Genomic DNA, 26,229 nt, shown 5'->3' on the forward strand with positions numbered 1-26,229 from the left:
AGGGAAGCAGCGCCACGACAGTAGCGTCCGCCTTACGCAGCTTTTTAAATCAATGCCGGAATCGGATAGGAGTTCACAGCGACCCTTATTTGCCATACCGCATCTGATGGGCCCGCAGGATGGGTTCATTGAGCATGAGCGCCCGTTTGAGTCGTGTTTGAAGGGATGACCCACCGGCCTTCACCTGCAGCAGTGCCGAATGCGCGGCACACAGCGTTGTTGCCGCTCCCCAGTCGCAAAACAGGGCCTGTGCCCATTCCCGGAATTCCCTTGCCGCTCCGGCACGTTTTTCCAGCGCAAACGGCAGCGTGGGATGCAGACTCACAAGGCCTTTCGCCCCCACCCCCGGGAGCCAACCGGGCAGCTCTGTGTACCCAAAGGTATCGTCCACGTGGATCGCACCCGAGTCGGGATGGAACACCAGCACGGATGAGAAATGCACGTTTTCGTTGTCGGAAATGAACTCAACGCCCCGCGGCACTGAAAACTGCAGGTCATCACGGTACTTTTCATGAAGGGCATCGTGCTCGGTGCATTCGGATTCCCAGGGTAAATGCGGGAACCGGTTACGATGCCGGGCCGTGCCGTAGAGTTTCGCATGGGGGTAAAGCTCGTGCATCCTCTCGACATTAACGGTGTGGAAAGGGTGTACATTGAGAATGGCCTCTACCCTGGAACCGCCAATGATCGAGTTGATCGTGTCCTGCTGATCAGCATCGAAAGCGTAGGCGTCGAGGAACACGAAGTTGCCGCTGGCAAGCTGTACCAGGGAGGCCTGCGTTCCGATATCAATACGCCCCCCGAGCTTGAACGACCCGCGAATATTCCAGAATGTGTCGGCCACCTTGACGATGGAATTGTCCATATAAAAAACGATCCTTTCCGGTTCGGCTTTGTAAAAAGTTGATGCTTGCCGCGCTTCTCGAAGAAATCAATGGTCTTTCTGATCAGCGACCGGAAACGCGGATTCAATCGATGGGCGTCCCGGGGATGTTGTTCAGAAGCTGGGCATTTGTGGGGTACTTCTCAAGCAGTTCAACCAGCTTTCTTGTGCCCTCTAGCGGTTTGAGACCGCCAAGCGCCCGGCGCAACGCTCTTATCTTGTCTGAATATTTCGGATCTAACAGCAGCTCTTCACGGCGTGTACTGCTTTTCGAAATGTCCAGCGCGGGGAAGACTCGCTGATTCGCAACGTCTCTTGATAAAACCAGCTCCATGTTCCCCGTGCCCTTGAATTCCTCAAATATAACCTGGTCCATACGGCTGCCGGTATCAACCAGAACGGTTGCCAAAATGGTAAGCGAGCCGCCATTCTCAATATTTCGTGCAGAGCCAAACAACCTCCGCGGGATCTCCATCGCTCGAGCATCAACCCCGCCAGACATAGTACGACCGCTGCTCTTTCGCTCCGCATTATGCACGCGCGAAAGCCTGGTGAGAGAATCAATCACAATCATGACGTTGTGACCCTCGCCAGCTTGGCGGCGGGCGATATCAAGAAGCTCATCGGCAACGCGAACGTGATGAGCATAGCTTTCATCCGAAGAAGAAGCGTGTACCTCAGCGGGGACGCTACGCCTGAAATCAGTGACCTCTTCGGGTCGCTCATCTATCAATAACGCGTAAAGTTTAATCTCGGGATACGCCTTTCCCACCGCCTGGCAAATATCTTTTAAAATCGTCGATTTTCCAGACCCCGGCTGTGCCACTATCAAACCTCGCTGCCCCATTCCAATCGGCGTGATCAAATCCATCGCACGCACCGTGAGTTTTTCTGAACCTGACTCCAAACGAATCCCCGGCATTGGATTGATAGCCACACCGTTTAAAAAACGTTTTTGTGGATCAGCCTCAACCTCAACCATAGCTTCGGCTTCCTCAGCCACTGGTTTAGTGCTTTTGTTTGGTTTCCGGGTTAAACCTAATGTCTTTCTCGTCATGGGTGTTTGATAGCTCTTGTTTGATAGATATTTTTCGAAATGGGCTGATAATGCCAAAAACAGAAGCCCTGACAGATTGCCGAAGACCATTTTCGACAAAGCCAGCCCAAGGCAAAAACCAGTGTGCACAAAATAAGTCTGTCCCGGTTTTCCCAGTCACGGTTTTCCCAACTGATCAAACCTGCAGTTCAATAATCTCACCAACCACACCGTCTTCGCTCACCTGCAGCCGCCCCACCGTGATCGGCAGAGTAAAGCGCCGGGGCCCGGCGCCACCTGGATTGAAATAAAGCACATCGCCAATCCACTCATTACGGGGCTTGTGGGAATGTCCGGCGATGACCACGCGGTAACAGCCTTGCGGATTGATGTCGAGAGTTTTGGCGTCGTGGAGCATGTAAAAAGCGTGGCCTGGGAATTCCAGATCCTGAACATCGGGAAGAGTCGATGCGCGGCCTGTTTTGTCGATATTGCCACGGATCGCAACCAGGGGGGCGATCGCTTCCAGCGCTTCCAGAACCTCGTCCCGACCCACGTCACCGGCATGAAGGATCAGATCCGAGCCTTTCAAAACCTCCAGGGCTTCGGGACGCATTTTGCTGTGGGTGTCTGCGATCACTCCGATTTGCATGCTTACGCCCCTTCTAATCCTCAATGACGCCCACACAGCCCGTGCGCGTGGCCATGCAGGCAAGCGTTGCTATAGTGAAACAAGACCACCTGATTCTCAAGATCGGCCACAACAGGTAAATACATGTCACTCCCGGTAGGATTTCCTCATGCCCACTTATACCGTCACGGTCGCGAACCTATCTCTATCGCAGCAGCAGAAATCACAGATAGCGGAGGCCATAACAACGGCCCACAACACGCAAACCGGCGCGCCCCGTTTTTTTGCCCAGGTTTTGTTTTCTTCTGCCAATGAGGGCGAGCACTTTGTAGGCGGCAGCGTGAACCAGGCGCCCCAGGTATATGTGCACGGCCTGGTACGACAAGGGCGCAGTACCGGGGTCAAGCAGGCCCTGATGAGCCAGATGCTTGAAGAGATAGCCCGAATTGCGGGCATCACTGCTGAGGAGGTGTGGATCTACCTGCAGGACATTCCAGCCACTCAGATGATCGAGTTTGGCCGGTTTCTGCCAGCGCCGGGAGATGAAGCTGAGTGGGTGCGGGAAATGACTCCAGAAAAGAGGTCCAGGTTGCCTAAATAACCGGACGCGGGCACTGACAGTAGTTACACTAGTGCTTGATAGCTCAGTAGAAAGGGGCGTGAGAAAAGGGGTACTAGACAACGCCACATCCGCGTTCTTGCCCCATCACTGTAAGCCGGCTGGTGGATCGCATGGAAGCCGCGGATTCGAGAAGCGTGGCAGAGAATTCAGACTGCAACCAGGTAACATTGGGAATGAGTGAGTCCATCGAGGATAAAAGAGCATCAGCGCCGCCGCCCGCAAAGAGGGGCTTCAGTGGTTTGCAGGTCTTTGGCATCGTCCTGCTCACCCTCGTTGCCACCATCGGCGTTGGTTACTGGTGGTTAAGCCACTACGTGTTTCCTGAGCACTTCGAACCCGTAACTCTTAATGCCAGTGAACAGGATTCACTCAACACTAAACTGAATACTCTGGGTATCGATACCCAGGGCGCCGAATCTGGCCGCCCGTTGCAGCCGGAGCCCTACAGTGAAGACGGCGCCAGCCGGGAGGTACGCTTCAGCGAGCGGGAACTCAACGGTATGCTGGCCAATAACACCGATCTGGCTCAGAGACTCGCCGTCGACCTTTCGGATGATCTCCTGAGCGCCGTGCTTCTAGTGCCTCTCGAAGAGGGTTTCCCTTTACTCGGTGGCAGAACCCTACGAGTAAATGCCGGAGTAGAACTCTCCTTTGCCAACGGTCGCCCCCTGGTTAAGTTAAGGGGTGTCAGCCTAATGGGCGTCCCCATTCCGAATGCCTGGCTGGGCAACCTCAAGAATGTGGACCTCGTCAACGAGTTCGGTGCCAACCCGGGATTCTGGCAATCCTTTGCAGCAGGTGTGGATTATATCCAGGTCGAGGAGGGGCGGTTACTCGTCCGGCTCAAGGAATAGGCCCTGGCACTGATCAGAAAACCGGGACAGATCTATTTTTCCAGTCGCTACTGCTGCTTCAATTGGTGCGCATCTCGCGAATGCGCATCGGCATGGCGTCGATACGGCGGAAAATAGCACCAAGGTCGAGACTGGACTCCCGGCTTTTGATACCGCCGTCTTTGCCTATCAACAGCACCCGGGCATCCGAACGGGACTCTTCAAGCAGAGTCTTGACGTCGCTCTCGAGGCTGCCCGAAAGAGGTTTCTGATTTGAAACCACGTCCGACCCAGTGTTCACAAACCAGACAATATCACGGTCATCAACTGCGGCCCGGGCACTCTTGAGCGTTTCAATCTCACCGCCATTCTCATTTGCTGCCTGCACCAGAATGAGTCGGTTTTTCCACTGATAGTCGCTCAGTCTGTTCATGTCAGCCCCGAGAGTAGTCAGCGTAATAAGCGAAAGTACCACCGTCAGGATGGTTTGCCTTCTGGTGGCGACAAAATTGAAACTCATTTTTTTGTTCCCGTAATCGTCCGCTCAAGAAAATACGAGATTTTGTGCTCAGTTGATCATCCGAACGGCCACCAGGGATCGTGAGAACCGGCTGGCGATTATGACCGCGTTGAACAATATGATGGGGAAAACCGGGCACAATCACCCTGGCCTGTCTGGGCATCAGCGTCTCCTTGCTTTTTAAGCACAGAATCCGTTCTGTGCATTGAACGGTCGATGTTAACCGAACTACAAAGCCGGTTAATAGGGGCTCAAATTGGCCTCGAGGTACAGGAGAAGCCGGAAAATAAATCTGTCCCGGTTTTGGTTCTCGCCGCGTTATCGATAACTTTCGATCAAAGTGTTCAGTTGTGACTGGAATTCGGGATTCTGCATGGCCGCATCAACCTGATTGATCACATCCATAGCGGACGGAAGCTTCCGCGAAACGCCAATGTGGAAAGGGATCCTGGAATTCGGAATAAAATCAACCTTGCGAACTTTCAGCTTCTTCGAATAGCCAAGTTCTCGAGCAATGAATCGGGCGTCTTCAGCCGGCTGCACCAAAAAATCTCCGGCCTCCCGTAGCATAAGAAGATGCATCATCGCTTTCGTGTCCCGGCCCGGCACACGTTCCAGATAGTCGGGAATATTGTCCTCTTCCCATTGGGAGCCCTTCTCAACGATCACCGTCAGACTGGACAAGTCAGCAAAGCTGGTAGCCGATTCGATCAGGCCTATGTTGGGGTTATCAGTCGAGTAAACCAGATGGCCAAAGTCCTGAGTGAAGAGTGGCCTGGCTGAAAAGATGGCGTATTCCTCTCGCTTCTCCGACGGATACGTGAGAAGGCCATCGGTAAGGCCCTGTCTGATGTTGTACTGTGCCCTGGACCAGGGCACCACCACATTTTCCGTGGCATAGCCGGGGATAAAACTGAACGTCAGCTGCACCAAATCCGGAAACAGCCCGACAGCTTTCTCGTCAAGCGAGGAACTGTAAGGCGGTGATTTTTCGCTGAACGCGAATGTCAGATTGCGGCTGCCCATCGAGACACCAGGCAAAGCAAGGAATACAACCAGGAACGCGAGGCAAAACGACGCCGCAAATCCTTCCAGAAGATGCTTATTCGCCAAGGTTACCTCTGAGGAGCTCTTTGCTTGCATGAACAAGTCTTCATCTCGCTAACACGTCAGCTTTAATTATAGCGTGGAAATGCCGTCGATCTCGGTCACCGTTTTGGCATCCGCCCGCTCAATAATTTTCACGAGGGTGGATTGAATCGTTTCATCCTCCCGGGCATCACCGCCACTTACAAACGTTTGCTTCTGGGGATCGGCGCCCTCTTCCTCAGTAAATGAAACAACGACCTCGGTGGCTGAATCCGGCGCTTTACCAAAGTTCGCTTTACCAAAGTACTCCAGCGACACCAACGGATAGCCATGAAAGCCCTTCTTAACCTGCTTTGCAATGCGCTTTTTTGCTTTATCCAAATGCATAATAAGGCCTGTCGCTGCGCTTGTTATCTGGGTGCCACGTGAACATCCAGTTGATGCCATTCGCCAATTCCATGCCGTTAAATCCTTCAAAAAATAGATCTGTCCCGGTTTTCTGTTTGATTTGGCAACCAGAGCAACTACATCCTCCTGATGCAGCTTCTTTTTATGTCAGGTCATCCAATATTTCCTGCACATGCTGTGCCGGTTTGACCTTGCCGTAATGGCGCAGAATCACTCCCTTTTCATCAATTAGGAATGACTCCCGGTTCACGGACATCACCTGTTTACCGTACATGTTTTTCTGTCTGAGCACTTCGTACTGGTTGACCACCACTTCTTCGGGGTCCGCCAGAATCGGGAAGTTCAACGACTCTTTTCGGGCGAACTTCTCGTGTGAGCGAACCGTATCCCGGCTCACACCCAGCACCTGCACACCATGACTGCGGAGTTCGTCCAGCCGGTCCCGGAATTGCTGAGCCTCGATGGTACAGCCAGGCGTGTCGTCACGTGGGTAAAAATAGAGCAGGACTTTCTGTCCCTGATAATCCGACAGAGAGTGTTCTTTACCTTCCTGATCTTGCAGAGTGAAATCGGGTGCGCTTTTGCCTTCCCAGCTCATAGGGTTTTCCTCCTTACAAAATCTCAGGCTAACGATATACGAATCCGGTACGAGTTAAGAGTAAAATCTGCCTGGAGGGCTTGTCTCACCGGCCTGCCGAACCCACGTCATCCGTCCTACCCCAAAAATACCGGATGCTATCCTGCAATTCTTCAGCTTTCAGAGGCACCCATGACAAAACCAAAACGAATCTACCGGGCCAGCCGCGAACTGATGGACAGCTGCGATGCCATCATTGCCAACCTGACTCCCTTTCGAGGCATCAGTGCGGACCCGGGCACTGTCTTTGAGGTGGTTAACCATCAGAGTCACCGCATCCCCTAGACAGGAAATTCACGCATTGGCATATTATGCCAATGCAATTCCGACAGGATCACTCTAATGGCAACGAGAAACATTGTACTTACTGACCATCAATCCCAGATTGTCGATCACCTGGTTGCCTCGGGCCGTTATCAAAATGCGAGCGAGGTACTTCGAGCCGGCCTGAGAATGGTCGAGGAAGCCGAGTCCCGCTACGTCACCAAAATGAATGACCTAAGAGCCGCCATCGATGCGGGCCAGAAAGACCTGGAGGCTGGCAGAACCAGAACACTCACCGGTGACGAGTTCGCTACCTACCTCTCTAAGCGTGCGGAGCAAGCCATCAGGAAGAAACGGGATACCTGATTACGATGAAACCATGGAAGGTTATTCTCACGGATGCTGCTCTAGCCGATCTCGACGATATTCTCGAAACCACCCTTGAGGAATTCGGCACACTGCAACTGAAACGATATACCGAGCAAATCGAAAGGCCGATTAGAGAGCTTGAAGAAGCCGGAAACCTCGCGCCACTCCTAAAACACAGGTCTGACATTCGGTCCGGGATCGCTACCTATCCGCTTGCAAGGGAAGGCAAAGCTTCACCCCATCAGTTTTATCTTAGGATGGAAAAGGATACGCACAATCAGTCCATTATCATTTTTCGGGTCTTGCACCAAAGGATGGATCCTGAGGCGCACCTCTGACCGTCAAACTATCTGATTACTGGTTGCCAGCAGAATAAATAAGTCTGTCCCGGTTTTCTAGCGACGGCTGCCTATGCACACCTCGCCGCCAGCACATCACCCAGAGCCTTGCTGAATACCACTGATTTGCACAACTACAACACAGTGCAGCTTGCCACGGGTGCCCCGGAAGTGGCGGACGGCCGAATGTGGCTCAGTGATCGACCCGGGCTCGGCGTTGTGCCAGACTTTACCTTACTTTCCTTGCGGGATGTCTACGAGTAAGACTGAGAAATGAACCTGTCCAGGTTTTGATGCCGAGAGTGAATTAACGGCACCGTAACCTCGTATTTCCACCAGTTTGCTATATTGTCTTTTTAATAATTTTGTCTTCCGTGCTGGCAAGTTGCTCCCTTTTTTTCGTCTAACACCTTCGCAACCCGCGATGTGAAGCTGTTGTACACCTTCTAATCATCCTTTGCCCGTTTCAAGGAAGAACAACCAGTGAAAACAGCGATACCGAAAGAGCGACCTTTTTCAGCTCAGTCCTCCCGCCTACCCGAGCCCGTAGAACCCCAAGGAACTGTTGTGTATCTTTGGGGGCGCATCTTCGCTGCTCTCTTCGCATTATTTCTGGTGGTGGGGGGCATAATATGGGGAGCCTTTGAGATCTTTGGCACCGGGGAACAAAAGGAAGCGCTGGTAGAGAATCAGAGCGTTGAGGCGCCTTCTCTCCCGTCGGTATTTATCGACCAGCCCGCGTCCGAGCCTTTATCTATCCAGTTACCGAAGACCGCAGCACGAGAAAAACCGGAAGTTGGCGCACCCCCTCCCATGCCAGACCAGACAAATTCAGTTCAGGCAGAAGCTGCCGAGCCGCCTGCCTCGATGTCCGAAACTGCCTCGGAAACCGCGTCGAGTGAATCCAGTGCAGAACCCGCCTCCCGTCCGGCGCCGACTGCAGAAGAATCCGAACCGTCTCCGGAAGATGCTACGTCCATCAAGCTACTTTCTGATCACTTAATCCGGGCGCAATTGAGTACCGGCCTGGAAGAAAAAGAGCCAATCGACGAAATCCCGAACGTTTTAAGGATGGACAGTGACGGACTGATTCGAATTTACCTGTTTACCGAAATCCAGGGCATGGAAGGCCAGCTGCACTTCCACGACTGGTATCTGGAGGACGAACGGGTTGCACGGGTGGAAATCAGGCCGTCGGTCGACCCCATGCGCGCATCCTCAGCCAAGTATATCGACCGGCACATGTTGGGAGACTGGCGAGTTGAGGTGGTGACAGAGGAAGGCGAGCTTTTGGCCAAGGGGGCGTTTTCCGTCCTCCCTCAATAAGCTTCGTGGGGCTCGTCCCTCAGCCCAAGCAAAAATAAGTCTGTCGCGGTTTTCCACGTCTGTCGGCATCATGCTTCGGTTCGCCCGGCCCTTCTGATAGGGTAGCCAACTTTTAAAGATCGCCGACCGGGACTCCTGCATGCCCTCACCCAAGCAACATCGCTTGTTTCCGCTGCTTATTTTCCTGGGCGCAGCCTTCACCTTCAGTGTCACGATGATCGGCACCACCATGCCGACGCCTCTTTACCCGATCTACCAGGACCGTTTCGGGTTTTCCGACCTGATGATCACCATCATCTTTGCCGCCTATGCCTTTGGTGTGATCGCCGCACTGGTACTGACCGGACGCTGGTCTGATCAGATAGGCCGCCGGCCTTTACTGTTTGCGGGCCTGGCTTGCTCCATCACCAGTGACCTGGTGTTCTGGCAGGCCGATGGCCTGGCGATGATCCTGACCGGCCGGGTGCTATCGGGACTGTCCGCAGGGATCTTCACCGGCACGGCCACGGTGGCAGTCATTGAACTTGCCCCGCCCCACTGGCGGGAGAAAGCCACTTTCTTTGCCACGGCGGCGAACATGGGCGGGCTGGGCCTGGGGCCGATGTTAGCTGGAGCTCTTTCCCAATACCTACCCTGGCCACTGCAGCTGACCTTTCTGGTGCATATTGCCATGGCTGTGCTGGCCGTGTGCTGCATCTGGGCAGCGCCTGAGACCGTCTCGAAACCCGCTCGCCCCAAACTGTCCATCCAGCGCCTGAACGTGCCAGCGGAAGTCCGGGGTGTATTTATTCCCGCCGCCATTGCCGGTTTCGCAGGCTTCGCCATGTGCGGCTTCTTCACATCCATCGCCCCGGCGATGATGGGCAAGGTCCTGGGCTACGACAATCGGTTGTTGATCGGCGTTGTGGCCGGCAGCATCTTCATCGCCTCAACCCTGGGCCAGTTCCTGCAGGGCACACTGCCGCTCAGGCTGCGCCTACCTCTGGGCTGCGTTTCCCTGATGCTCGGTGTGATTCCGATAGCGCTAGGCATATATACCCAGTCCCTCGCGCTGTTCATCGCCGGTGCTGTGATTGCCGGTATGGGCCAGGGCATCTCATTCCGCGCCGGCATGGGCGCCATCGCCGCGGCCAGCCCTGCGAGGGAGAAGGCAGCGGTGACGTCCACGTTCTTTGTCGTGGCCTATATCGCTATCTCGGTGCCGGTGATCGGCCTGGGATTGATGGCGAGCATGACCAGCCTGAAGACGACCGGGATCACTTTCGCCGCTGTGATGGGATCACTGGCGGCGCTGGCTTTGGTACTGCTGATTCGGCGGGAACGGGCAGGCGGAAAATAGATCTGTCCCGGTTTTCGTGAAATCAACGCCAACGGGCAAATCCCCCGCTTCCGAGTTATAGTGCCCCGATGAATTATCCCCAGCGAATTGTCTGCCTTACCGAAGAAACCACAGAGACACTCTACGCCATCGGCGCAGAGGATCGCATCGTCGGCATATCCGGATTCACCGTCCGGCCCGAGAGAGCCAGGAAGGAAAAACCCAAGGTCTCTGCCTTCACCTCTGCCAAGGTTGGGAAAATTCTGGAACTGAAGCCAGACCTGGTGCTTGGGTTCTCAGACATGCAGGCCAACATCGCAGCCGAGTTGGTGCGCAGCGGCGTCGCCGTGCACATCTTCAATCAACGCACCGTGGCGGGAATCCTGTCCATGATCCGAACCCTCGGCGGCATGCTGGGCCTCGCGGACCAAACCGACTCCTACGCGCAGTCGCTATCCGACAGGATTGAACGAATAAGAGCGGAAAGAGCGAAACCCAATCGCCCCCGGGTCTACTTCGAGGAATGGGGCGACCCGATGATCACCGGAATAGGCTGGGTGTCAGAGCTGATCGGTATTGCCGGTGGCGAGGATATCTTCCCGGAACGGGCAGCCGAGCCCGGCGCCAGGGAGCGCATCATCGAAAACCCCGAAGACGTCATCCAGCGCAAACCAGACATCATCATCGGCTCCTGGTGCGGGCGTAAATTCCGCCCGGAGCAAGTAGCCGATCGGCCAGGTTGGCGTGATATCCCAGCCGTGGCAAACAACCACCTGTACGAGATCAAATCACCGCTGATTCTTCAGCCGGGGCCGGCAGCGCTGACGGAGGGGCTGGATGCGTTGTGTGGGATTATTGATCGGGTGTTACCGCCGGGCTGAGGAGCTGGAGAAGCCGGAAAAATAAATCTGTCCCGGTTTTCCTCAAAACGCCAACCCCGTGATTAATACTTCGACCAGCAACCGCCGACCAGCTTAATTACCCGCTCCAGCATTGGGTCTTTGCCTTCCTCGCGCCCTTTTCGGCCAAGGTACTTGAGACGGATGTGTGGCGGGATGCCGACATCTTCGTATATCTCACCGTCGTAGGCCCGGTAGATTTCATTGGACAAGGTCAGGTGCCAGCCATTTGGCAGATGGCGATCGAGCGTGTCGGAAAGGATGCCCTGGGTAGGCTCGCCAATAAGGGTGAGACGGGGATGCTGCAGCAATGAGAGCACGAAGATTTCTGCGGCACTGGCCGTTAGCTCGCTGGTCAGCACAAACAGGTTGCCCTGGTAAGTCTCATTGACAGGCGTGATATGGACAGACTGCTTTCCGGTGAATCCATTGCCATGACGGGCTGACTTGGTGAAAGCCAGCCGTTTGCGATCCATCAGGTACGCTGAAAAGCGCAGTGCGACACCATCGTACCCCCCACCATTATTGCGAAGATCGACCACCAGATTGGGGAGCTCGCCAACATCTGCCAGCACCCTCTTCATCACACTATCGACCGCACTGAGATCTGCAGCCGGTTTGCCTGACTTGCCGCTTTGCCCGGCCATGGCCCGGATATTCAGGTAACCGATGAGGTCATTAAGGCGCCCCCACTCCACCAGCCGGTTGCCGCCATGGCTAACGGCGCTTGCGAGATAATCCTCATGGATCACGTCACGCGCCGACTCGTTGAGATCGCCCAGGTAGCTGATGAGCTCCCGGTCATCATTGGCGTCTTCAAGTTCCCGTGTCAGCCGCCTGAAGAGCGCCGGCTGGGCACCTGCCCTGTAATGACCCCAAGGTGAATGCAGACGAATATGGCCATCCCTCAGGGGCCGTAGCATCGCAACCATGATGGCAAAGAGCGTTTCCTGTGATGTGTTCGCGTTAATCTGGGGAAGATAGTCATGATGCGCCCGGTCCCAGGCCACACCCTTGAGTTCAAACAGGGCGTATTGCTCGTGAAAGGTTCGCCAGAAAACGTCAAAGTTGTATTGCGGATCCTTAGCCCTGTGCCTGTGACTTTCAGTGACAGTGGCGGGCAATCCTTTCAGGCGACGGAAGCTGATACGTGCTACGCCAGTTACCCGATGGGCACTGAACGCCTGGCCACCAGGGGATACCGCCAAATCTTCGTAATAGTGGCCAAGCTCTTCAATACTGCCCGCATCAATCTTCAGGCAGCTGATGCTGGTTTCTTCAAAAAGGGTGTACCAATCTTCCTCGATCAGCAGCACAGTGCCGTAACCCTGGGAACGCCAGACACCCTGCAGGCGCGCAAAATCAGAGCTGGAAAGAGAACTGCCGCGGCGTTGGGCGGTTTTCATAGAGGACTCCAGCTCCATTAGCTCCGCACTACCGTATGACGTCCCGCAAAGACTGCTCAATCTGACCACCACAGTAGGCGTTACCCAATTCCCGCCGCTGATTGTCCAGAAAAGCACCTATAGAGGGGCGGCTTTCCATACGTTCGCAGAGGTTCGCCACCGTGGGGGAGTGGTGTTCCAAATCCCTGGCGAGTTCCGGAAAGCTGTGGACCAGGGAACCGAACAGTGCAGCAGTCGCAATATCGGCCACCGTGAGCCTGGTGCCCAGCAGATAGCCCGTGTCCGGCTTGAGGGAATGCGCCTGACCTGTCTTTTCAAATATGGTCATCCAGTCGGCCAGACGATGGGCCCGGAACTCCTGCCATGTGCCCTCTTCCCACATCACCATGCCATTGTGGTTGGTGATTTCCATGAGGACATCGTTGCAGTCCAGAATCACCTTCAGGGCCAGGGTGTGTTGCTCAGCTTCGTCGGGAAGAAAATGGTACGCCTTCGCCAGATGCATGAGAATTGCCGGCATCTGGGCGAACCAGACCTGGGCCCTGCAGTCGTAAAGATAGGGTGGTGCCATCCCGGGGTACTGGATGTTCAGGTTTTTATCAGGGTAGACCTCGCTGGCATCCAGCTTGCGGTAATCCGCCCCAACCTCCTCCAGAAAAAGTTGAATAAAATTACCGCGAAAGGGCAGGCCCCAGTAATAGAGTTCGTAGTCCTGCATTGTGACTCTCCCACTCTGACAGTTGAGAAGATAACTGTTGTCTGGAAGTGTAGCGCACAGGAAAAGACCCGATCCGAAAGCCAGGTCTATTCAACTCAATACCGCTGGTTTAGCAACCTGGTTTCAAAAGCCGACAATGTTAGGAAAAACCGGAGCTGAAAATAGATCTGTCCCGGTTTTCAAGGATGGAAAAGGATACGCACAATCAATCCATTATCATTCTTCGGGTCTTGCACCAAAGGATGGATCCTGAGCCGCACCTCTGACCGCCCAACTATATGATGGCTGGTTGCCAGCAGAATAAATAAGTCTGTCCCGGTTTCCCGTGGCCTCTCAAACTGCGTAGTGCGTTCGATCAGCTCAAGCCGGCCGGCTCCGATAACCCGAAGGTTCGTCATCAGGCAATAGCTGAACACATCCAGCTCATAGATCTGCTTCCATTCCTGAACGTTTGCGAGGTAGTACTCTAAATCACGGCGTTCGAAGGATGACGATTGGCGGTTATGACCGCGTTGAACAATATGATGGGGAAAACAAAGCACAATCACCCTGGCTTGTCTTGGTATCAGGGCCTCCCTGCTCTTGAACCACAGAATCCTTTCTGTGTGCTGGCAGCTGATATTAACCGAAGTACGGAGAGGGTTGGTAGTCGCTCAAATAAGCTCTGAGCCATCAGATAAGGCACGAAAATAGATCTGTCCCGATTCTCCGGTCTTAATCTGTTCTGGTTTTCTTGATTTGTCGCCAACATTAATGAGACAGTATCGAGTACGTCTAATCCGAGCCAGAAATCAATGCTTAAGTCCAGACAGCGCATCCAAGACAGGTTCTCGGCCCTCTCAAAAATTGCCAAAAATGTTAGTTTGAGATTTTTATTTAATGCTTTACAGTTTCCGAAATTGAACATTTAACACTCGAATTGAAAGTTCTTTGAGAACGATTAAAACGGACTTCTGTAGCACAAAAAATTTTTTGCAATCTTACAATGAACTTAAATGGAAAGAAAATTAAGTGGGTAAAGAAACAAAAATACAATTAGAAACAAAACATGGCAAATTAATAACTTACACTCACACTCTTAATAATGAAACGTGCGTGGTTATTAGAAGTGAAATACTCCCAAGATCACCATTCTTGAGAATCCATTCGTCTTGTTTGTTTAGCGAAAGTTTCCACGCCACAGATTGCGATTGCGCAAGCCAACTAGATGCAGCTCTTGAATATATCAAAAAAATGGTGGACTCATTATATATCTATATCAAGAGGGAAGAGGAATAGGGATTAGTGAAAAAGTAAAGTCAATACACCTAGAACAAACCAAGTCATTAAATACAGCTGAAGCATTCTCTGTATTAGGACATCAAGACGACCCTAGAAACTACGCAATAGCGATCGATGTTCTAAAAATAGAAAATATACAAAACGTAATAATTGCGACCAACAATCCAAATAAGGTGAAATCACTTCTGGAGAACGGGATCACTGTAGAGAGCCGCATAAATCTAGACATCGAAAAAAATGAAACCATGACCAGGTATCTGGAAGCCAAAACCGAGGCGCTGGGCCACTATGAAAAAGATTGAGGATCTTCTATCAAAGGAGCTATTTAAGGTTGATCCAATTTCATGTATGGAGCACGCAAAGGTACTGAGTACGTACACCCGTCCAAGTGAAGAACTACCCTGGTCTTCGGAAGACAAGCAGGACCAACTCGTATTCAAAGTAGCGTTTATTTCTGTATGTCATCAATTCAACTGGGATTTCCTTCAATCAAAGATTGCCGAGGACTTATTTAAAAATCGTGAAAATATTCTTGAACGTTTGCAAGAAATTACTGCAGCAGATATTAGTGATCTTTTGAAAGATTATCCCAAACAACAGCGCGTCAGAGCAAAAGAACGAGCAAAGCTTCTGAGAGATATAGGGATACAAGTCAAGAATATTTTCGGTGACAAGTTCGACTTTTATCAGGAAATTTCGAAAACTAAATTTTCTGACGGATCTTTTCATAGAACCTTCGATTCCTTTATTGCATATTCTGAAGATCCTTTAAGGAAAAAAACCAATATATTGAGTCATGAACTTGTCAAGGAATCTATTATCAGGTTTGAAGACGAAGAGTTCGTGAAACCTGCCATTGATTACCATATCATGAGGGTATATTTAAGAACTGGCAGAGTGGTTCCAACGGATCCTGCAATATTCCAACAGCTTGGGAAAACGCCGAACCCCAGAGGAACATTGGTAAGAATACTGCGTGAGTCGGTTGCGGAAGCTGAGGAGCTCACAGCGTTTTACGCAGGGATAAACGTTGCGGACCTAAACTACATCGAATGGCAAGTCGCACGCTCTATTTGCACCAACGTCGATCCGAGATGTACTGCAACGGAAATAGGCGTCCCTGACGATGTAAAAAAACTATGCAGCCAGGGTTGCCCTTACAATCCATTTTGTACGGCTTTTAACTATGACAAAAGGTTCATTGAGTTAGAGGAACCAAAGTTCATAAGTAGAATGTATTAGTTTTAATTTGAAAAAATCAAAACATCTTCAGTATGCTCTTTTTTTCCTTCTTTTCCCTTTCTACCTTTTCCCAAGTTATTTATATTTATCCTTACTGACTCGCGGCGTAAAATTTTAGAATCAACGCCTAGGTAAGCAAACATTTCAACAGCAATATCACTCACAGGTATAAATAAATCTTTATAGGTATTATTCTGTAAAACAAGAATGCCACTCGCTTCTTGAGATAAAACAAACTTGACTCTTTCAAGGAAGAAAAACAGTGACCTAAAATACTGAACATAAGTCCATATATAATATGACCCACTAGCATAACTTCCATGACTCCTTATTGATTCCAAAATATGGTTGCATGTTTCCCCCCACCTTTCCTCACTCGGAGATTTATTTACTATCTTAGGCGTCCCAATCATCCTTCGGCGAGCCCCTTCGATATCAACTGGAACAAATCCCGATAGAACAAGTAAATTTGGCAAGTGCTTAATTATGTAATCTAATCTGGTGAGATACGGTGGCGAAGTAATAATAAAGTTAACACGAATTCCAAGTAATTCTGTCGTCAAATCTTCTACGCTAGCATTAAATATTTTTATATTTCTTCTACTTGCATAGATATGCAAATCTGACAAATCGGACATAATCACTTCCGACATCGTTTGAGCTGGACCCATGATACTGCTTACGACATCCATCTCACCATCCTTAGCCTTCCGATACCAAGTGGGATTTGACCCTCTTACAACCTTGGCCGAACTTTCCGCAGCTATACACAAAGAAGTGAGAGCTACTACCTCCGAATCGTACTCCCCCTTCTCATCCTGCAAAATCGTATCTAAATAGTTTTTAGATCCATTTAATTTTATACTTTCTTTAATGCTGCCTATTACCTTAGCGGCATAATCAATACACGACTCTGAAAAAAAGCGGTAAGTTTCATCACAAAAATCAACTTCATCGCTATAAACTGATGCAGGAGATTTCAAAATCTTCTGCACTTTATCTCTATCAAAATCTAGCGCAACCTTGCATCGGGACAATAAACAAGCGAATGGGTCGAGATCAATACCGACAGCTGGCAGTCCCTTTTTTAGGCAGCTAACAAGTGTAGTTCCTGAACCAACGAACGGATCCAAAATAACCGAATCATCCTGCAGCCCCATTGCATCTATACTTTTATTTACGAACTCTTCAGAAAAAGATGCATAGAACTTAGTCCAGCCATGAACACCAAGCTTATCCTTAGCTTTGGTCTTTGCGGTGGGTAACAATCCTAATTGACTGTCCTCTGCTAACAAGCTTAACTGTTTAGCTCTCATTGCGCATGTCATCTCAAAAAAACAGCGGAATACCATTAAACGAATAGCCGGCAACTATAGCACAATCCCCTAAAATGCGCTATCTTCCTTGAAAGTTTCAGGTTTGGATATACGATGTACCTTACAGACAAAGAGCTCCACAACATCAGCGGCACCGTAATATCTGAGTGTAACCACCCAGATCACGCCTTCGACGCAGACAAACAGATTAAAACCTGTTCAATTGATATTCGAGTTTCCAATATATTCTGGATACCAAAAAGGCAGAGAAATAGCTTCGATTTAGGAAGAAGAAATATCTTTGAGGTATCCCCCAGAAGGATGTGGAAAAAAATTGTTTTGGCTGACAACGAATCAATTACTTTAAAGCCTGGCCAAATGATACTTGGTCGGACCTATGAAAAAATTTCGATCCCAAAAGAAAATGTAGGCAAGCTCACAACTAGAAGTTCATTTGCAAGACTTGGATTATGGACGGCGGGGAATTGCGATCTGGTAAACCCTGGATATTCTGGACATGTCCCTCTGGAACTAATGAATACCTCGCCTAACAAATTTGTGATTCACCCATATCTTCCTTTAAGTCAACTGTTCATAATGAGACTAGATGGTGAGCTTGGGAACTCTTATGACAGCGATCAATTAAACAGCAAATATGTTGACGATGATGGAGGTCCTTCTGTTTGGTGGCGTGACGAACTAGTTCAAAAAATATCTCGGCATATTGCTTCCAATGCCCTTACAAAACCGGTTCTTGAAAGACTTCAAAAAGAAGTTCATAAACTCGATGATAGGTGCTTATTCAGGCTCGATAGATTTATAGATTCCAAAACCTTTTCAAATTCTGACGACTTGTTGAGCCAGTTTGCTAAATCAGAGAGAGCTCGATTTAGCTTATATAAATTTCGGCGTACAATCTTCCTTTGGGCGTTTCCAACAGCTTTAGCTTCACTCGTCATACCTGAACTTTTACAACCGGTTAGTAAAACAATAAGCTTGTTAAAAGACTTTGACGCCTCACTCTATACCAGAATAGTGGCAACAACTATTCTTGCTTTTCCAGCTGCATATTATTTTTTCAGCAAAAAAGTGCGTTTTTTCCTTGATGAAAATGACAGGCAACAAGATGCTGATTAGGGATCAATTCTCGATCTCTAATAGGTGATTCATCCCGATACTTGAGCTCGTTTAAACGTGGGTTCTAAGCAATTGAATCAAACTTTCAGATGTTTTCGGATCAACTCATCAGACAACTCCCCAATCTCCCCCTCAGCAACCCGCCGCCCACGGTCAAGGATGGCAAACCGATCCGCATACTTCCGCGCAAACGGCAACTTCTGCTCAACCAGCAGCACCGTCAGCCCGTCTTCTTCGATTAATCGGCGAATAACCTCCCCAATCTGCGCCACAATATTCGGCTGAATACCCTCCCCCGGCTCATCCAGAATCAGCAGCCTGGGCTCAATCACCAGCGCCCGGCCAATGGCCAGCTGCTGTTGCTGCCCGCCAGAAAGATCGCCGCCTCTGCGGTTTTTCATTTCCTTCAGCACCGGAAACAGCTCATACACCCGCTCGGGGATTTTTTTGCTGCCGTCCTTGCGCACCGCCAGGCCGGTGCGGAGGTTTTCTTCCACGGTCAGCAAGGGGAAGATCTGCCGTCCCTGGGGCACGTAGCCGATGCCGAGGCGTGAGCGGTCTTCGATTTTCTTTTTGGTGAGCTCCACGTCTTCGGCAAACTCAATGCTGCCGCTTTTGGTGGTTTCCTCGCCCATGATGCATTTCATCAGCGTGGTTTTGCCCACGCCGTTGCGGCCCATTACGCAGGTGCACTGGCCCTGGGGGACGTCCAGGTCCAGATCCCAGAGGGTGTGGCTTTCGCCGTAGTATTGGTTGATCTTCTGAATCTTCAGCATTACGCCTCCTCCCCCAGGTATACCTTGATCACTTCCGGGTCGTTGGAGACCTGGTCCATGGTGCCTTCGGCCAGCACGCTGCCCTGGTGCAGTACGGTCACCTGGCGGGCGATGGAGCGCACGAAGCCCATGTCGTGTTCCACCACCACAACGGACTGTTTGCCGGCCAGGCTGGTGAGCAGTTCGGCGGTGCGCTCCATTTCCTGTTCGGTCATGCCCGCTACCGGCTCGTCCACCAGCAGCAGGCGAGGTTTCTGCATCAGCAGCATGCCGATTTCCAGCCACTGTTTCTGGCCATGGGAGAGGATGCCGGCGAGGCGGTCCCGCAGGTCTTTCAGGCCGATCATTTCCAGCACTTCGTCAATGCGGTCCCGGAATTCGGGTTTCATGATGGCGGTGAGCGTGGGTAGTACCCGCTTGTCCGCCGCCATGGCCAGCTCCAGGTTTTCGAACACGGTGAGTGCTTCGAACACGGTGGGTTTCTGGAACTTGCGGCCGATGCCCAGGGAGGCGATGTCCGGCTCGTTCATGGTGAGCAGGTTGTGGCGGCTGCCGAACCATACCGAGCCGGTGTCTGGCCGGGTTTTACCGGTGATGATGTCCATCATGGTGGTCTTGCCCGCGCCGTTGGGGCCGATGATGCAGCGCAGCTCGCCGTCGTCGATGGTGAGGTTGAGGTTGTTGATGGCCTTGAAGCCATCAAAGCTCACGTTTACGTCTTCCAGGTACAGAATGGGGCCGTGGCGCACGTCCACCGGGGACTGTACCTGGGTAAGAAACTCGAACACATGCTCGCGGTCGGCCAGTTCCTGAAAAATGCTCATGCGGTGGCCTCCTGCCCGGTGGGTGTGTCGTCATCAGTTTTGGCTTTGCGGCGTTTCTGCAATAACCCGGCGATGCCCTTGGGCAGGAACACGGTCACCAGCACGAACAGACCGCCGAGGAGGAACAGCCAGGCGTCCGGCATGACGCCGGTGAACACGGTTTTGGCGTAGTTCACCAGGATGGCGCCGATCACCGCGCCGTAGAGGGTGGCGCGGCCACCCAGTGCCACCCACACCACGATTTCAATGGAGAACAGCGGCGAGAATTCGCTGGGGTTGATGATGCCCACCTGCGGCACGTACAGCGCCCCGGCCACACCCGCCAGCATGGCGGATACCACGAACACGAACAGCTGCACCCGTTCCACCCGGTAACCCAGGAAGCGGGTGCGGGCTTCGGCGTCGCGGCAGGCGATGCTGACACGGCCCAGCTTGCTGGCCACGATGGCACGGCAGACCACGTAGCCAATGGCCAGCGCAATGCCGGTGGCGATGAACAGCCCCAGCCGTGTGGCGTCGGTGCGCAGGTTGAAGCCGAGGATGTCGCGGAAGTCGGTCAGGCCGTTGTTGCCGCCGAAGCCCATTTCGTTGCGGAAGAAGGCCAGCATCAGCGCAAAGGTCAGCGCCTGGGTGATGATCGACAGGTACACCCCTGTCACCCGTGAGCGGAAGGCCAGGAAGCCGAACACCAGCGCCAGTATGCCCGGTGCCAGCAGCACCATGATGAAGGCAAACCAGGCCATGTCGAAGCCCAGCCAGTACCAGGGCAGCTCCTGCCAGTTCAGGAACACCATGAAGTCCGGCAGCACCGGGTCGCCGTAGGTGCCGCGGTCGCCGATCTGGCGCATCAGGTACATGCCCATGGCGTAGCCGCCGAGGGCAAAGAAGGCGCCGTGGCCCAGGCTGAGGATGCCAAGGTAACCCCACACCAGATCCACCGCGACCGCCAGCAGCGCGTAACACAGGTATTTACCCAGCAGGGTGACGGTATAGGCGCTGACATGCAGGGCGCTGTCCTGGGGCATGAACAGGTGGAGGAAAGTCACCACTACCAGGGCGGCGAACAGTACGCCCAGGAATATCTGTGTGGAACGCTCCTGAAAAGGCCGGAGCAGCCAGTTCTGTGATGACGACATAACTTATCCTTCTGCCGCTCGGCCTTTCTGGGGGAAAAGCCCCTTCGGCCGTTTCTGGATAAACAGGATGATAAACACCAGCACGATGATCTTGGCGAGTACGGCACCGGCCCAGGGTTCCAGCAGCTGGTTGATGGTGCCCAGGGACAACCCGGCGATAAGGGTGCCCCAAAGATTGCCCACGCCACCGAACACCACCACCATGAACGAGTCGATGATGTAGTTCTGGCCCAGGTTGGGGCCCACGTTGGTGAGCTGGGAAAGCGCCACACCGGCCAGGCCGGCAACGCCGGAGCCCAGGGCAAAGGTCATGATGTCCACCCGGGTGGCGCGAATGCCCATGGAACGGGCCATGTTGCGGTTCTGGGTAACGGCGCGCACTTCCAGGCCCAGGCGGGTCTTGCGCATGATCAGCATCAGTGCCGCGAAAACCACCAGCGCGAAGCCCAGCACATACATGCGATTGAGAGTAAGGGAGAGGGCGTCGTTGATCACCAGCGAGCCGCTCATCCACTCCGGCGTCACCACGGTGCGGTTCTGGGGAGAGATGACGGTACGCACCAGTTGCTGCAGGATCAGGCTGATGCCGAAGGTGGCCAGCAGGGTTTCCAGCGGGCGCCCCTTGAGGAACTGGATAACGCTCCGTTCGATGATGATGCCGGCGGTGGCGGCGACCATGAAGCCGGCGGGAATAGAGAGGATCAATGCCAGGCCGGGCTGGCCCGGTAGCAGCTGCTGCATGCCCCAGGTGGTGTAGGCACCCAGCATGATCAGTTCGCCGTGGGCCATGTTGATGACACCCATCACGCCGAAGGTGATGGCCAGGCCGATGGCGGCGAGGACCAGCACCGAGCCGAGAGAGAGCCCAAAATACAGGGTCTCGGCGGCGCGGTTCAGTTTCAGTTTCTGTTCGATGGTGCCCAGCGCCTGGCCGGCCTTTTTCGCCAGTACCGGGTCATCGCTGCGGACGGCCTGGTTCAGGGCTGCACGGGCCCGGGGATGCAGGCTTCCGGCCAGTACATCCACGGCCTCGATATCGCCCTCTCCTACGCGGTAGATAGCCAGGGCTTCCTCAATACGGTTGCGTACCTGTGCGCTCTCTTCCAGTTCCAGCCGCGCTTCCAGCGGCTCGATTAGTGAGGCATCGACTTTGCCCATCATGTCCTGTGCAGAGGCTTCACGCACATCCGGGTCCGGGGCGTTCAGGTCCAGCATCGCGAGTATGCCCTCAAGCTGGCCCCGAATGGCGTTGTTGATGGCGATTCTGTCCAGCTCACGGCGGGACATTTCGCCCATGTTCTCTCCGGTCAGCGGGTTGGCAATTTCCCAGTCCCGGCCCCGGTTATTCAATACCACGACCACCTGCCCCGTGTCTTTTACCCGGCTCAGGCGATTGTTGCCATAGGCTTCAAGCCAGCCCCTGGCTCTTGGGTGGCCGCTGCTGACGATGGCATTGAGGGCCTCTTCCACCCCGCTGTTCGGCGCTTCGGCAAGATTCACCAGCAGTTCCCTGCCGGGATCGTCGTCCTGGGCGCTGGCAGGGAGCGACGACACCGAAACCAGGGCAATAAGCAGCAGAGTGAGCGATCGGATGATGCCCATGAGTGTGTCCTGTCTGTTGAAAGCGGATTGCGGGGGCGACAACCGGGGGCAGCGTGGCTACCCCCGGGGATTGCCTGTATTGCTATATCAGCTGCTATGGCTTATTCGGCTTCTTCAGCCGCCATTTCACCGGCGGAAGCGCCGCACTTGCCGGTGGCAGTGTTGAAGGTTCCGCAGAACATCGGCTTGCGCCAGTCGGCGATCATGTCCCGTGAACCGGGCAGGTAATCAGACCAGGCATCACCAGCCACAGTGGACGGGGTTTCCCAGACTACGGAGAACTGCCCGTTGTCCTGGATTTCGCCAATCAGCACCGGTTTGGTGATGTGGTGGTTGGGCATCATGGCGGCGTAACCACCGGTGAGGTTGGGCACGGTGACACCGATGATGGCGTCTTTCACCGCATCCACGTCGGTGGTGCCGGCTTTCCTGACCGCCTCAACGTACATGTTGAAGCCGATGTAGTGGGCCTCCATCGGGTCGTTGGTGACCGCTTCGTCGTCTCCGGTGTGCTCGATCCACTGGTCGATGAAGTCGTAGTTGGCGTCGCTGTCCACGCTCATGAAGTAGTTCCAGGCAGCCAGGTGACCAACCAGCGGTCCGGTGTCGATGCCGGAAAGCTCCTGCTCACCCACGGAGAAGGCAACCACCGGGATATCAGAGGCGGAGACGCCCTGGTTGCCCAATTCGCGGTAAAAAGGCACGTTAGCGTCGCCGTTGATGGTGGACACCACGGCGGTCTTCTTGCCGGCCGAGCCGAAGCTCTTGATGTCAGAGACAATGTTCTGCCAATCGGAATGGCCGAAAGGCGTGTAGTTGATCATGATGTCTTCGCTGGCCACGCCCTGGTCCATCAGGTAGGTCTCAAGGATCTTGTTGGTGGTGCGCGGGTAGACATAGTCGGTACCGGCCAGAACCCAGCGTTCAACGCCGATGTCGTTCATCAGGTAGTTCACCGCCGGAATCGCCTGCTGGTTGGGCGCGGCGCCGGTGTAGAAGACGTTCTCTGAAGACTCTTCACCTTCGTACTGAACCGGGTAGAACAGCAGGCCGTTGAGTTCTTCCACCACCGGCAATACCGATTTGCGGGAAACCGAGGTCCAGTTACCGAAGATCACATCCACTTCTTCCTGGGCCAGCAGTTCACGGGCTTTCTCAGCAAACAGGGGCCAGTTGGAGGCCGGGTCTACCACCACCGCTTCCAGCTGGCGGCCCAGAACCCCGCCTTCGGCATTCTGCTTTTCGATGAGCATCTCCACGGTGTCTTTCAGGACCGTTTCACTGATGGCCATGGTGCCGGAGAGGGAGTGGAGGATACCGACCTTGATGGGGTGTTCGTCGGCCATGGCATTAAGGGATACAGAGAGGGCCAGCGCTGACAGGCCGATTTTCACGTGTTTTTTGATCGTCATGTTTGTGCGTCCTTGTTTGCAGGTTGGTTCGTGCCATTCGCTTGAGTAAACGCACTTCTGCCACTGCATCTGTCGTTCCAGCTTTCATCAATCCCCATTAAGAACAATAAGTTATCTAGTATACAAGCTATCAGAAGGCGCCTTTAGCAGACACGGGCGCCCGTAAATCTCCGGATCAGGAGCCTTTTTCTGGTGCGTCTGCCCATCAGTGGTGCGCCCCGAAAATACCGAGACACTTCCCGCGAACTCATATCTATCTGTTTCTATTGGTTATTTCCTGAAGCGTTCCGAATGGCACGGGCATTGCCATGGCTCATGTATACAAGTTGATAACGCACATGAGGACGAACCATGCCCGCAACACCCGGATGGACCATTGAGGATTGGCGGAAGGCCTACCACTCGGGCGCGAAACCCGAGGAACTTATTGGCGAACTGGTGGCCCGCCTGGACACAACCGACAACGCCTGGATTGCACTGTCAGACAGCACGCAGTTGCAGGCGGCCCTGTTCGACCTGGCGGGCAGCCTTAACAAGGTAGGTGGCGATATCAGCCGCCTGCCTCTGTATGGCGTTCCTTTTGCGGTCAAGGACAATATTGATGCCACCGGGTTCGATACCACCGCCGGCTGCCCTGGCTACGCCTACCAGCCGAAACAGGATGCCAACACCGTGGCCCGGCTCAAGGCCGCTGGCGCTGTACTGATTGGCAAGACCAACCTCGACCAGTTTGCCACCGGGCTGGTGGGGACTCGATCGCCCTACGGTGCGGTCCCCAACAGCTTCAGGCCGGAGGTGGTGAGCGGCGGTTCCAGTTCCGGTTCTGCCTCGGTGGTGGCCCGTGGCCTGGTGCCTTTTGCGCTGGGTACGGACACCGCCGGCTCCGGCCGCGTGCCTGCGGGGCTGAACAATCTGGTGGGATTGAAGCCCACCCGGGGGCTGTTCAGCATTCAGGGCGTGGTACCCGCCTGCCGTTCCCTGGATTGTGTGTCCGTGTTTGCCCTGACCGTGAACGATGCCGGGCTGGTAGCCGGGGCCATCGCCGGCTTTGATGCCGACGATGCCTTCTCCCGCAGGGCGCCCTACGCGCTGCCCCTGGACGGCCCGGCCATCCGGCGGCCCGGCCCGGTGAAACGCATAGCCATTCCCGAGCACCCGCAATGGTTCGGCGACCAGCAGGCGGAAGCGGCCTGGAACACCTCCGTCAGCCTGTGGCGGCAGCAGAATGTGGAGCTGGTGCCGCTGGATTTCAGCCCCATGCTAGAGCTGGCGGCCCTGCTTTATGACGGCCCCTGGGTGGCAGAGCGACACGCCGCGGTGGAATCTTTCATGGCCAGCCACGGCAATGAGATGAACCCGGTGGTGAAAGGCATCATCAGCAATGCCACCCGATTCACCGCCACCGATACCTTCAGGGCCCGGTACCGCAAGGAAGAGCTGCAGCGCCAGATTGACGAACTGCTGGCCGACATGGATGCCCTGCTGGTGCCCACTGCGCCCACGGCGCCGACGATTGAAGCGGTCAACAATGACCCGGTCACCCTCAACAGCCAGTTGGGCACCTACACTAACTTCGTAAACCTGGCGGATTTCTGCGCCCTGGCCATCCCCGCCGGCTTCCGGGACGACGGCCTGCCCTTCGGCGTTACCCTGATCAGCGGCGCCTGGAAAGACACCGAACTGCAACACCTGGCCTGCCAGTGGCTGAATGCCCAGCCCACCCCCCTGGGTGCCACCGACAGACCCCGGCCGCAGGAAACCCCCGGCGCCGAAATTTCCACGCCGACGGTCCAGGTGGCGGTGGTCGGTGCCCACCTCAGCGGCATGCCCCTGAACACCCAGCTGACCGAGCGTTACGCCGCACTGCTGGAGCAGACCACCACGTCTGCCAACTACCGGCTCTGCGCCCTGCCCAACACCACACCGCCCAAACCCGGGCTAAAGCGGGTCGCGGCCGGCGGGGGCAAGGCGATCATCGTGGAAGTGTGGGAAATGCCCGCCTCGGCTTTTGGTTCATTCGTCGATCTGATTCCGGCACCGCTTGGCATCGGCAAGGTGGAACTGGCCGACGGTCGCTGGGTGAACGGGTTTATCTGCGAAGGCTACGGCCTCGAGGGTGCGCGGGATGTGACCGGGTTCGGCGGCTGGCGGGCTTTTGTTCAGGGGTCTGACCTCGCGGGTCTGACCCCAACTACGGGAGTTTAAA

At 53.9% G+C, this 26,229-nt stretch carries 26 protein-coding genes and 2 pseudogenes; 13 read left to right on the top strand and 15 right to left on the bottom strand.

Going from position 1 to position 26,229, the window contains the following annotated elements:
• Positions 1-85 precede the first annotated feature (85 nt).
• From DIT72_RS01170 to DIT72_RS01180, 3 genes are all read right to left on the bottom strand, one after another.
• Positions 86-865, bottom strand: a complete 780-nt coding sequence (locus DIT72_RS01170) for a hypothetical protein (RefSeq protein ID WP_135953374.1) — start codon at positions 863-865, stop codon at positions 86-88.
• A gap of 103 nt (positions 866-968) precedes the next feature.
• Positions 969-2,069: a transcription termination factor Rho gene (gene rho, locus DIT72_RS01175; protein ID WP_228260703.1), complete on the bottom strand. Its 1,101-nt coding sequence runs from the start codon at positions 2,067-2,069 to the stop codon at positions 969-971.
• Positions 2,070-2,115: 46 nt separating this feature from the next.
• On the bottom strand, positions 2,116-2,571 hold the full coding sequence (locus tag DIT72_RS01180) for a metallophosphoesterase family protein (RefSeq protein WP_135953375.1): 456 nt from the start codon (positions 2,569-2,571) through the stop codon (positions 2,116-2,118).
• A gap of 148 nt (positions 2,572-2,719) precedes the next feature.
• On the opposite strand from DIT72_RS01180, the gene DIT72_RS01185 reads away from it, so the two are divergent.
• Positions 2,720-3,151, top strand: coding sequence for a tautomerase family protein (locus DIT72_RS01185; protein ID WP_135953376.1), 432 nt, complete (start codon positions 2,720-2,722; stop codon positions 3,149-3,151).
• A gap of 194 nt (positions 3,152-3,345) precedes the next feature.
• Positions 3,346-4,026, top strand: coding sequence for an arginine N-succinyltransferase (locus tag DIT72_RS01190; RefSeq protein WP_135953377.1), 681 nt, complete (start codon positions 3,346-3,348; stop codon positions 4,024-4,026).
• 58 nt (positions 4,027-4,084) lie between these two features.
• Here the strand turns inward: DIT72_RS01190 and DIT72_RS01195 are convergent, their stop codons facing one another.
• From DIT72_RS01195 to bcp, 4 genes are all read right to left on the bottom strand, one after another.
• A complete protein-coding gene (locus DIT72_RS01195; protein ID WP_135953378.1) occupies positions 4,085-4,525 on the bottom strand; it encodes a DUF4174 domain-containing protein in 441 nt (146 codons plus the stop codon).
• A 318-nt stretch (positions 4,526-4,843) separates the two neighbouring features.
• Positions 4,844-5,674 carry a substrate-binding periplasmic protein gene (locus tag DIT72_RS01205; RefSeq protein ID WP_135953379.1) on the bottom strand — a complete coding sequence of 277 codons (831 nt, stop codon included), beginning with the start codon at positions 5,672-5,674 and terminating at the stop codon, positions 4,844-4,846.
• 30 nt (positions 5,675-5,704) lie between these two features.
• Positions 5,705-6,061, bottom strand: a complete 357-nt coding sequence (locus DIT72_RS01210; protein WP_228260704.1) for a hypothetical protein — start codon at positions 6,059-6,061, stop codon at positions 5,705-5,707.
• A 103-nt stretch (positions 6,062-6,164) separates the two neighbouring features.
• Positions 6,165-6,620 carry a thioredoxin-dependent thiol peroxidase gene (gene bcp / locus DIT72_RS01215; protein WP_135953380.1) on the bottom strand — a complete coding sequence of 152 codons (456 nt, stop codon included), beginning with the start codon at positions 6,618-6,620 and terminating at the stop codon, positions 6,165-6,167.
• On the opposite strand from bcp, the gene DIT72_RS18385 reads away from it, so the two are divergent.
• The 7 genes and pseudogenes from DIT72_RS18385 to DIT72_RS01250 all read left to right on the top strand — a co-directional run bounded on the left by DIT72_RS18385 (position 6,558) and on the right by DIT72_RS01250 (position 11,155).
• Positions 6,558-6,944 (top strand): nucleoside 2-deoxyribosyltransferase, encoded by a 387-nt coding sequence (locus tag DIT72_RS18385; RefSeq protein ID WP_228260705.1) that lies wholly within the window; start codon positions 6,558-6,560, stop codon positions 6,942-6,944. The two genes, bcp and DIT72_RS18385, sit on opposite strands and share 63 nt — an antisense overlap.
• A gap of 57 nt (positions 6,945-7,001) precedes the next feature.
• Positions 7,002-7,289 carry a type II toxin-antitoxin system ParD family antitoxin gene (locus tag DIT72_RS01225; RefSeq protein WP_135953381.1) on the top strand — a complete coding sequence of 96 codons (288 nt, stop codon included), beginning with the start codon at positions 7,002-7,004 and terminating at the stop codon, positions 7,287-7,289.
• Positions 7,290-7,294: 5 nt separating this feature from the next.
• Positions 7,295-7,630: a type II toxin-antitoxin system RelE/ParE family toxin gene (locus DIT72_RS01230; protein WP_135953382.1), complete on the top strand. Its 336-nt coding sequence runs from the start codon at positions 7,295-7,297 to the stop codon at positions 7,628-7,630.
• A 66-nt stretch (positions 7,631-7,696) separates the two neighbouring features.
• Positions 7,697-7,894, top strand: a pseudogene (locus DIT72_RS01235) (enolase C-terminal domain-like protein); the annotation flags it as partial.
• A gap of 303 nt (positions 7,895-8,197) precedes the next feature.
• Positions 8,198-8,956 (top strand): DUF2914 domain-containing protein, encoded by a 759-nt coding sequence (locus DIT72_RS01240; protein ID WP_206081037.1) that lies wholly within the window; start codon positions 8,198-8,200, stop codon positions 8,954-8,956.
• 139 nt (positions 8,957-9,095) lie between these two features.
• Positions 9,096-10,295: an MFS transporter gene (locus DIT72_RS01245; RefSeq protein WP_135953384.1), complete on the top strand. Its 1,200-nt coding sequence runs from the start codon at positions 9,096-9,098 to the stop codon at positions 10,293-10,295.
• A gap of 68 nt (positions 10,296-10,363) precedes the next feature.
• On the top strand, positions 10,364-11,155 hold the full coding sequence (locus tag DIT72_RS01250; protein ID WP_135953385.1) for a cobalamin-binding protein: 792 nt from the start codon (positions 10,364-10,366) through the stop codon (positions 11,153-11,155).
• A gap of 62 nt (positions 11,156-11,217) precedes the next feature.
• On the opposite strand, the gene DIT72_RS01255 is transcribed toward DIT72_RS01250, so the two are convergent.
• Both DIT72_RS01255 and DIT72_RS01260 read right to left on the bottom strand, forming a co-directional pair.
• The gene (locus DIT72_RS01255) at positions 11,218-12,579 is read right to left on the bottom strand and encodes a S41 family peptidase (protein ID WP_168354998.1); all 1,362 of its coding nucleotides are present in this window, start codon (positions 12,577-12,579) and stop codon (positions 11,218-11,220) included.
• A 28-nt stretch (positions 12,580-12,607) separates the two neighbouring features.
• Positions 12,608-13,297: a glutathione S-transferase gene (locus tag DIT72_RS01260; protein ID WP_135953387.1), complete on the bottom strand. Its 690-nt coding sequence runs from the start codon at positions 13,295-13,297 to the stop codon at positions 12,608-12,610.
• A gap of 1,011 nt (positions 13,298-14,308) precedes the next feature.
• On the opposite strand from DIT72_RS01260, the pseudogene ribA reads away from it, so the two are divergent.
• Together ribA and DIT72_RS01275 are read left to right on the top strand one after the other, a co-directional pair.
• Positions 14,309-14,880 (top strand): annotated as a pseudogene (ribA, locus tag DIT72_RS18535) (GTP cyclohydrolase II RibA).
• Positions 14,867-15,820: a hypothetical protein gene (locus DIT72_RS01275; RefSeq protein WP_135953389.1), complete on the top strand. Its 954-nt coding sequence runs from the start codon at positions 14,867-14,869 to the stop codon at positions 15,818-15,820. The pseudogene ribA and the gene DIT72_RS01275 overlap by 14 nt, the downstream one beginning before the upstream one ends.
• Before the next feature lie 2 nt (positions 15,821-15,822).
• Here the strand turns inward: DIT72_RS01275 and DIT72_RS01280 are convergent, their stop codons facing one another.
• The gene (locus DIT72_RS01280; RefSeq protein WP_168354999.1) at positions 15,823-17,136 is read right to left on the bottom strand and encodes a DNA methyltransferase; all 1,314 of its coding nucleotides are present in this window, start codon (positions 17,134-17,136) and stop codon (positions 15,823-15,825) included.
• A 114-nt stretch (positions 17,137-17,250) separates the two neighbouring features.
• Between DIT72_RS01280 and DIT72_RS01285 the strand changes: the two genes are divergently transcribed.
• On the top strand, positions 17,251-18,273 hold the full coding sequence (locus tag DIT72_RS01285; RefSeq protein WP_135953391.1) for a dCTP deaminase: 1,023 nt from the start codon (positions 17,251-17,253) through the stop codon (positions 18,271-18,273).
• Positions 18,274-18,350: 77 nt separating this feature from the next.
• Here DIT72_RS01285 and urtE read toward each other — a convergent pair whose 3' ends face one another.
• The 5 genes from urtE to urtA all read right to left on the bottom strand — a co-directional run bounded on the left by urtE (position 18,351) and on the right by urtA (position 24,023).
• Positions 18,351-19,049: an urea ABC transporter ATP-binding subunit UrtE gene (gene urtE / locus DIT72_RS01290; RefSeq protein ID WP_135953392.1), complete on the bottom strand. Its 699-nt coding sequence runs from the start codon at positions 19,047-19,049 to the stop codon at positions 18,351-18,353.
• Positions 19,049-19,873 carry an urea ABC transporter ATP-binding protein UrtD gene (gene urtD, locus DIT72_RS01295; protein ID WP_135953393.1) on the bottom strand — a complete coding sequence of 275 codons (825 nt, stop codon included), beginning with the start codon at positions 19,871-19,873 and terminating at the stop codon, positions 19,049-19,051. The genes urtE and urtD overlap by 1 nt, the downstream gene beginning before the upstream one ends.
• Positions 19,870-21,009, bottom strand: a complete 1,140-nt coding sequence (gene urtC, locus DIT72_RS01300) for an urea ABC transporter permease subunit UrtC (protein ID WP_135953394.1) — start codon at positions 21,007-21,009, stop codon at positions 19,870-19,872. The genes urtD and urtC overlap by 4 nt, the downstream gene beginning before the upstream one ends.
• 3 nt (positions 21,010-21,012) lie before the next feature.
• Positions 21,013-22,611: an urea ABC transporter permease subunit UrtB gene (urtB, locus tag DIT72_RS01305; RefSeq protein ID WP_135953395.1), complete on the bottom strand. Its 1,599-nt coding sequence runs from the start codon at positions 22,609-22,611 to the stop codon at positions 21,013-21,015.
• Between the two features lie 101 nt (positions 22,612-22,712).
• Complete coding sequence (urtA, locus tag DIT72_RS01310; protein WP_135953396.1) at positions 22,713-24,023, bottom strand: urea ABC transporter substrate-binding protein; 1,311 nt, start codon at positions 24,021-24,023, stop codon at positions 22,713-22,715.
• Positions 24,024-24,374: 351 nt separating this feature from the next.
• Here urtA and atzF point away from each other — a divergent pair, with 351 nt between their 5' ends.
• Positions 24,375-26,228: an allophanate hydrolase gene (atzF, locus tag DIT72_RS01315; RefSeq protein WP_135953397.1), complete on the top strand. Its 1,854-nt coding sequence runs from the start codon at positions 24,375-24,377 to the stop codon at positions 26,226-26,228.
• Position 26,229: the final 1 nt, after the last annotated feature.

Source organism: Marinobacter orientalis, assembly GCF_004792665.1.
Lineage (GTDB): Bacteria > Pseudomonadota > Gammaproteobacteria > Pseudomonadales > Oleiphilaceae > Marinobacter > Marinobacter orientalis.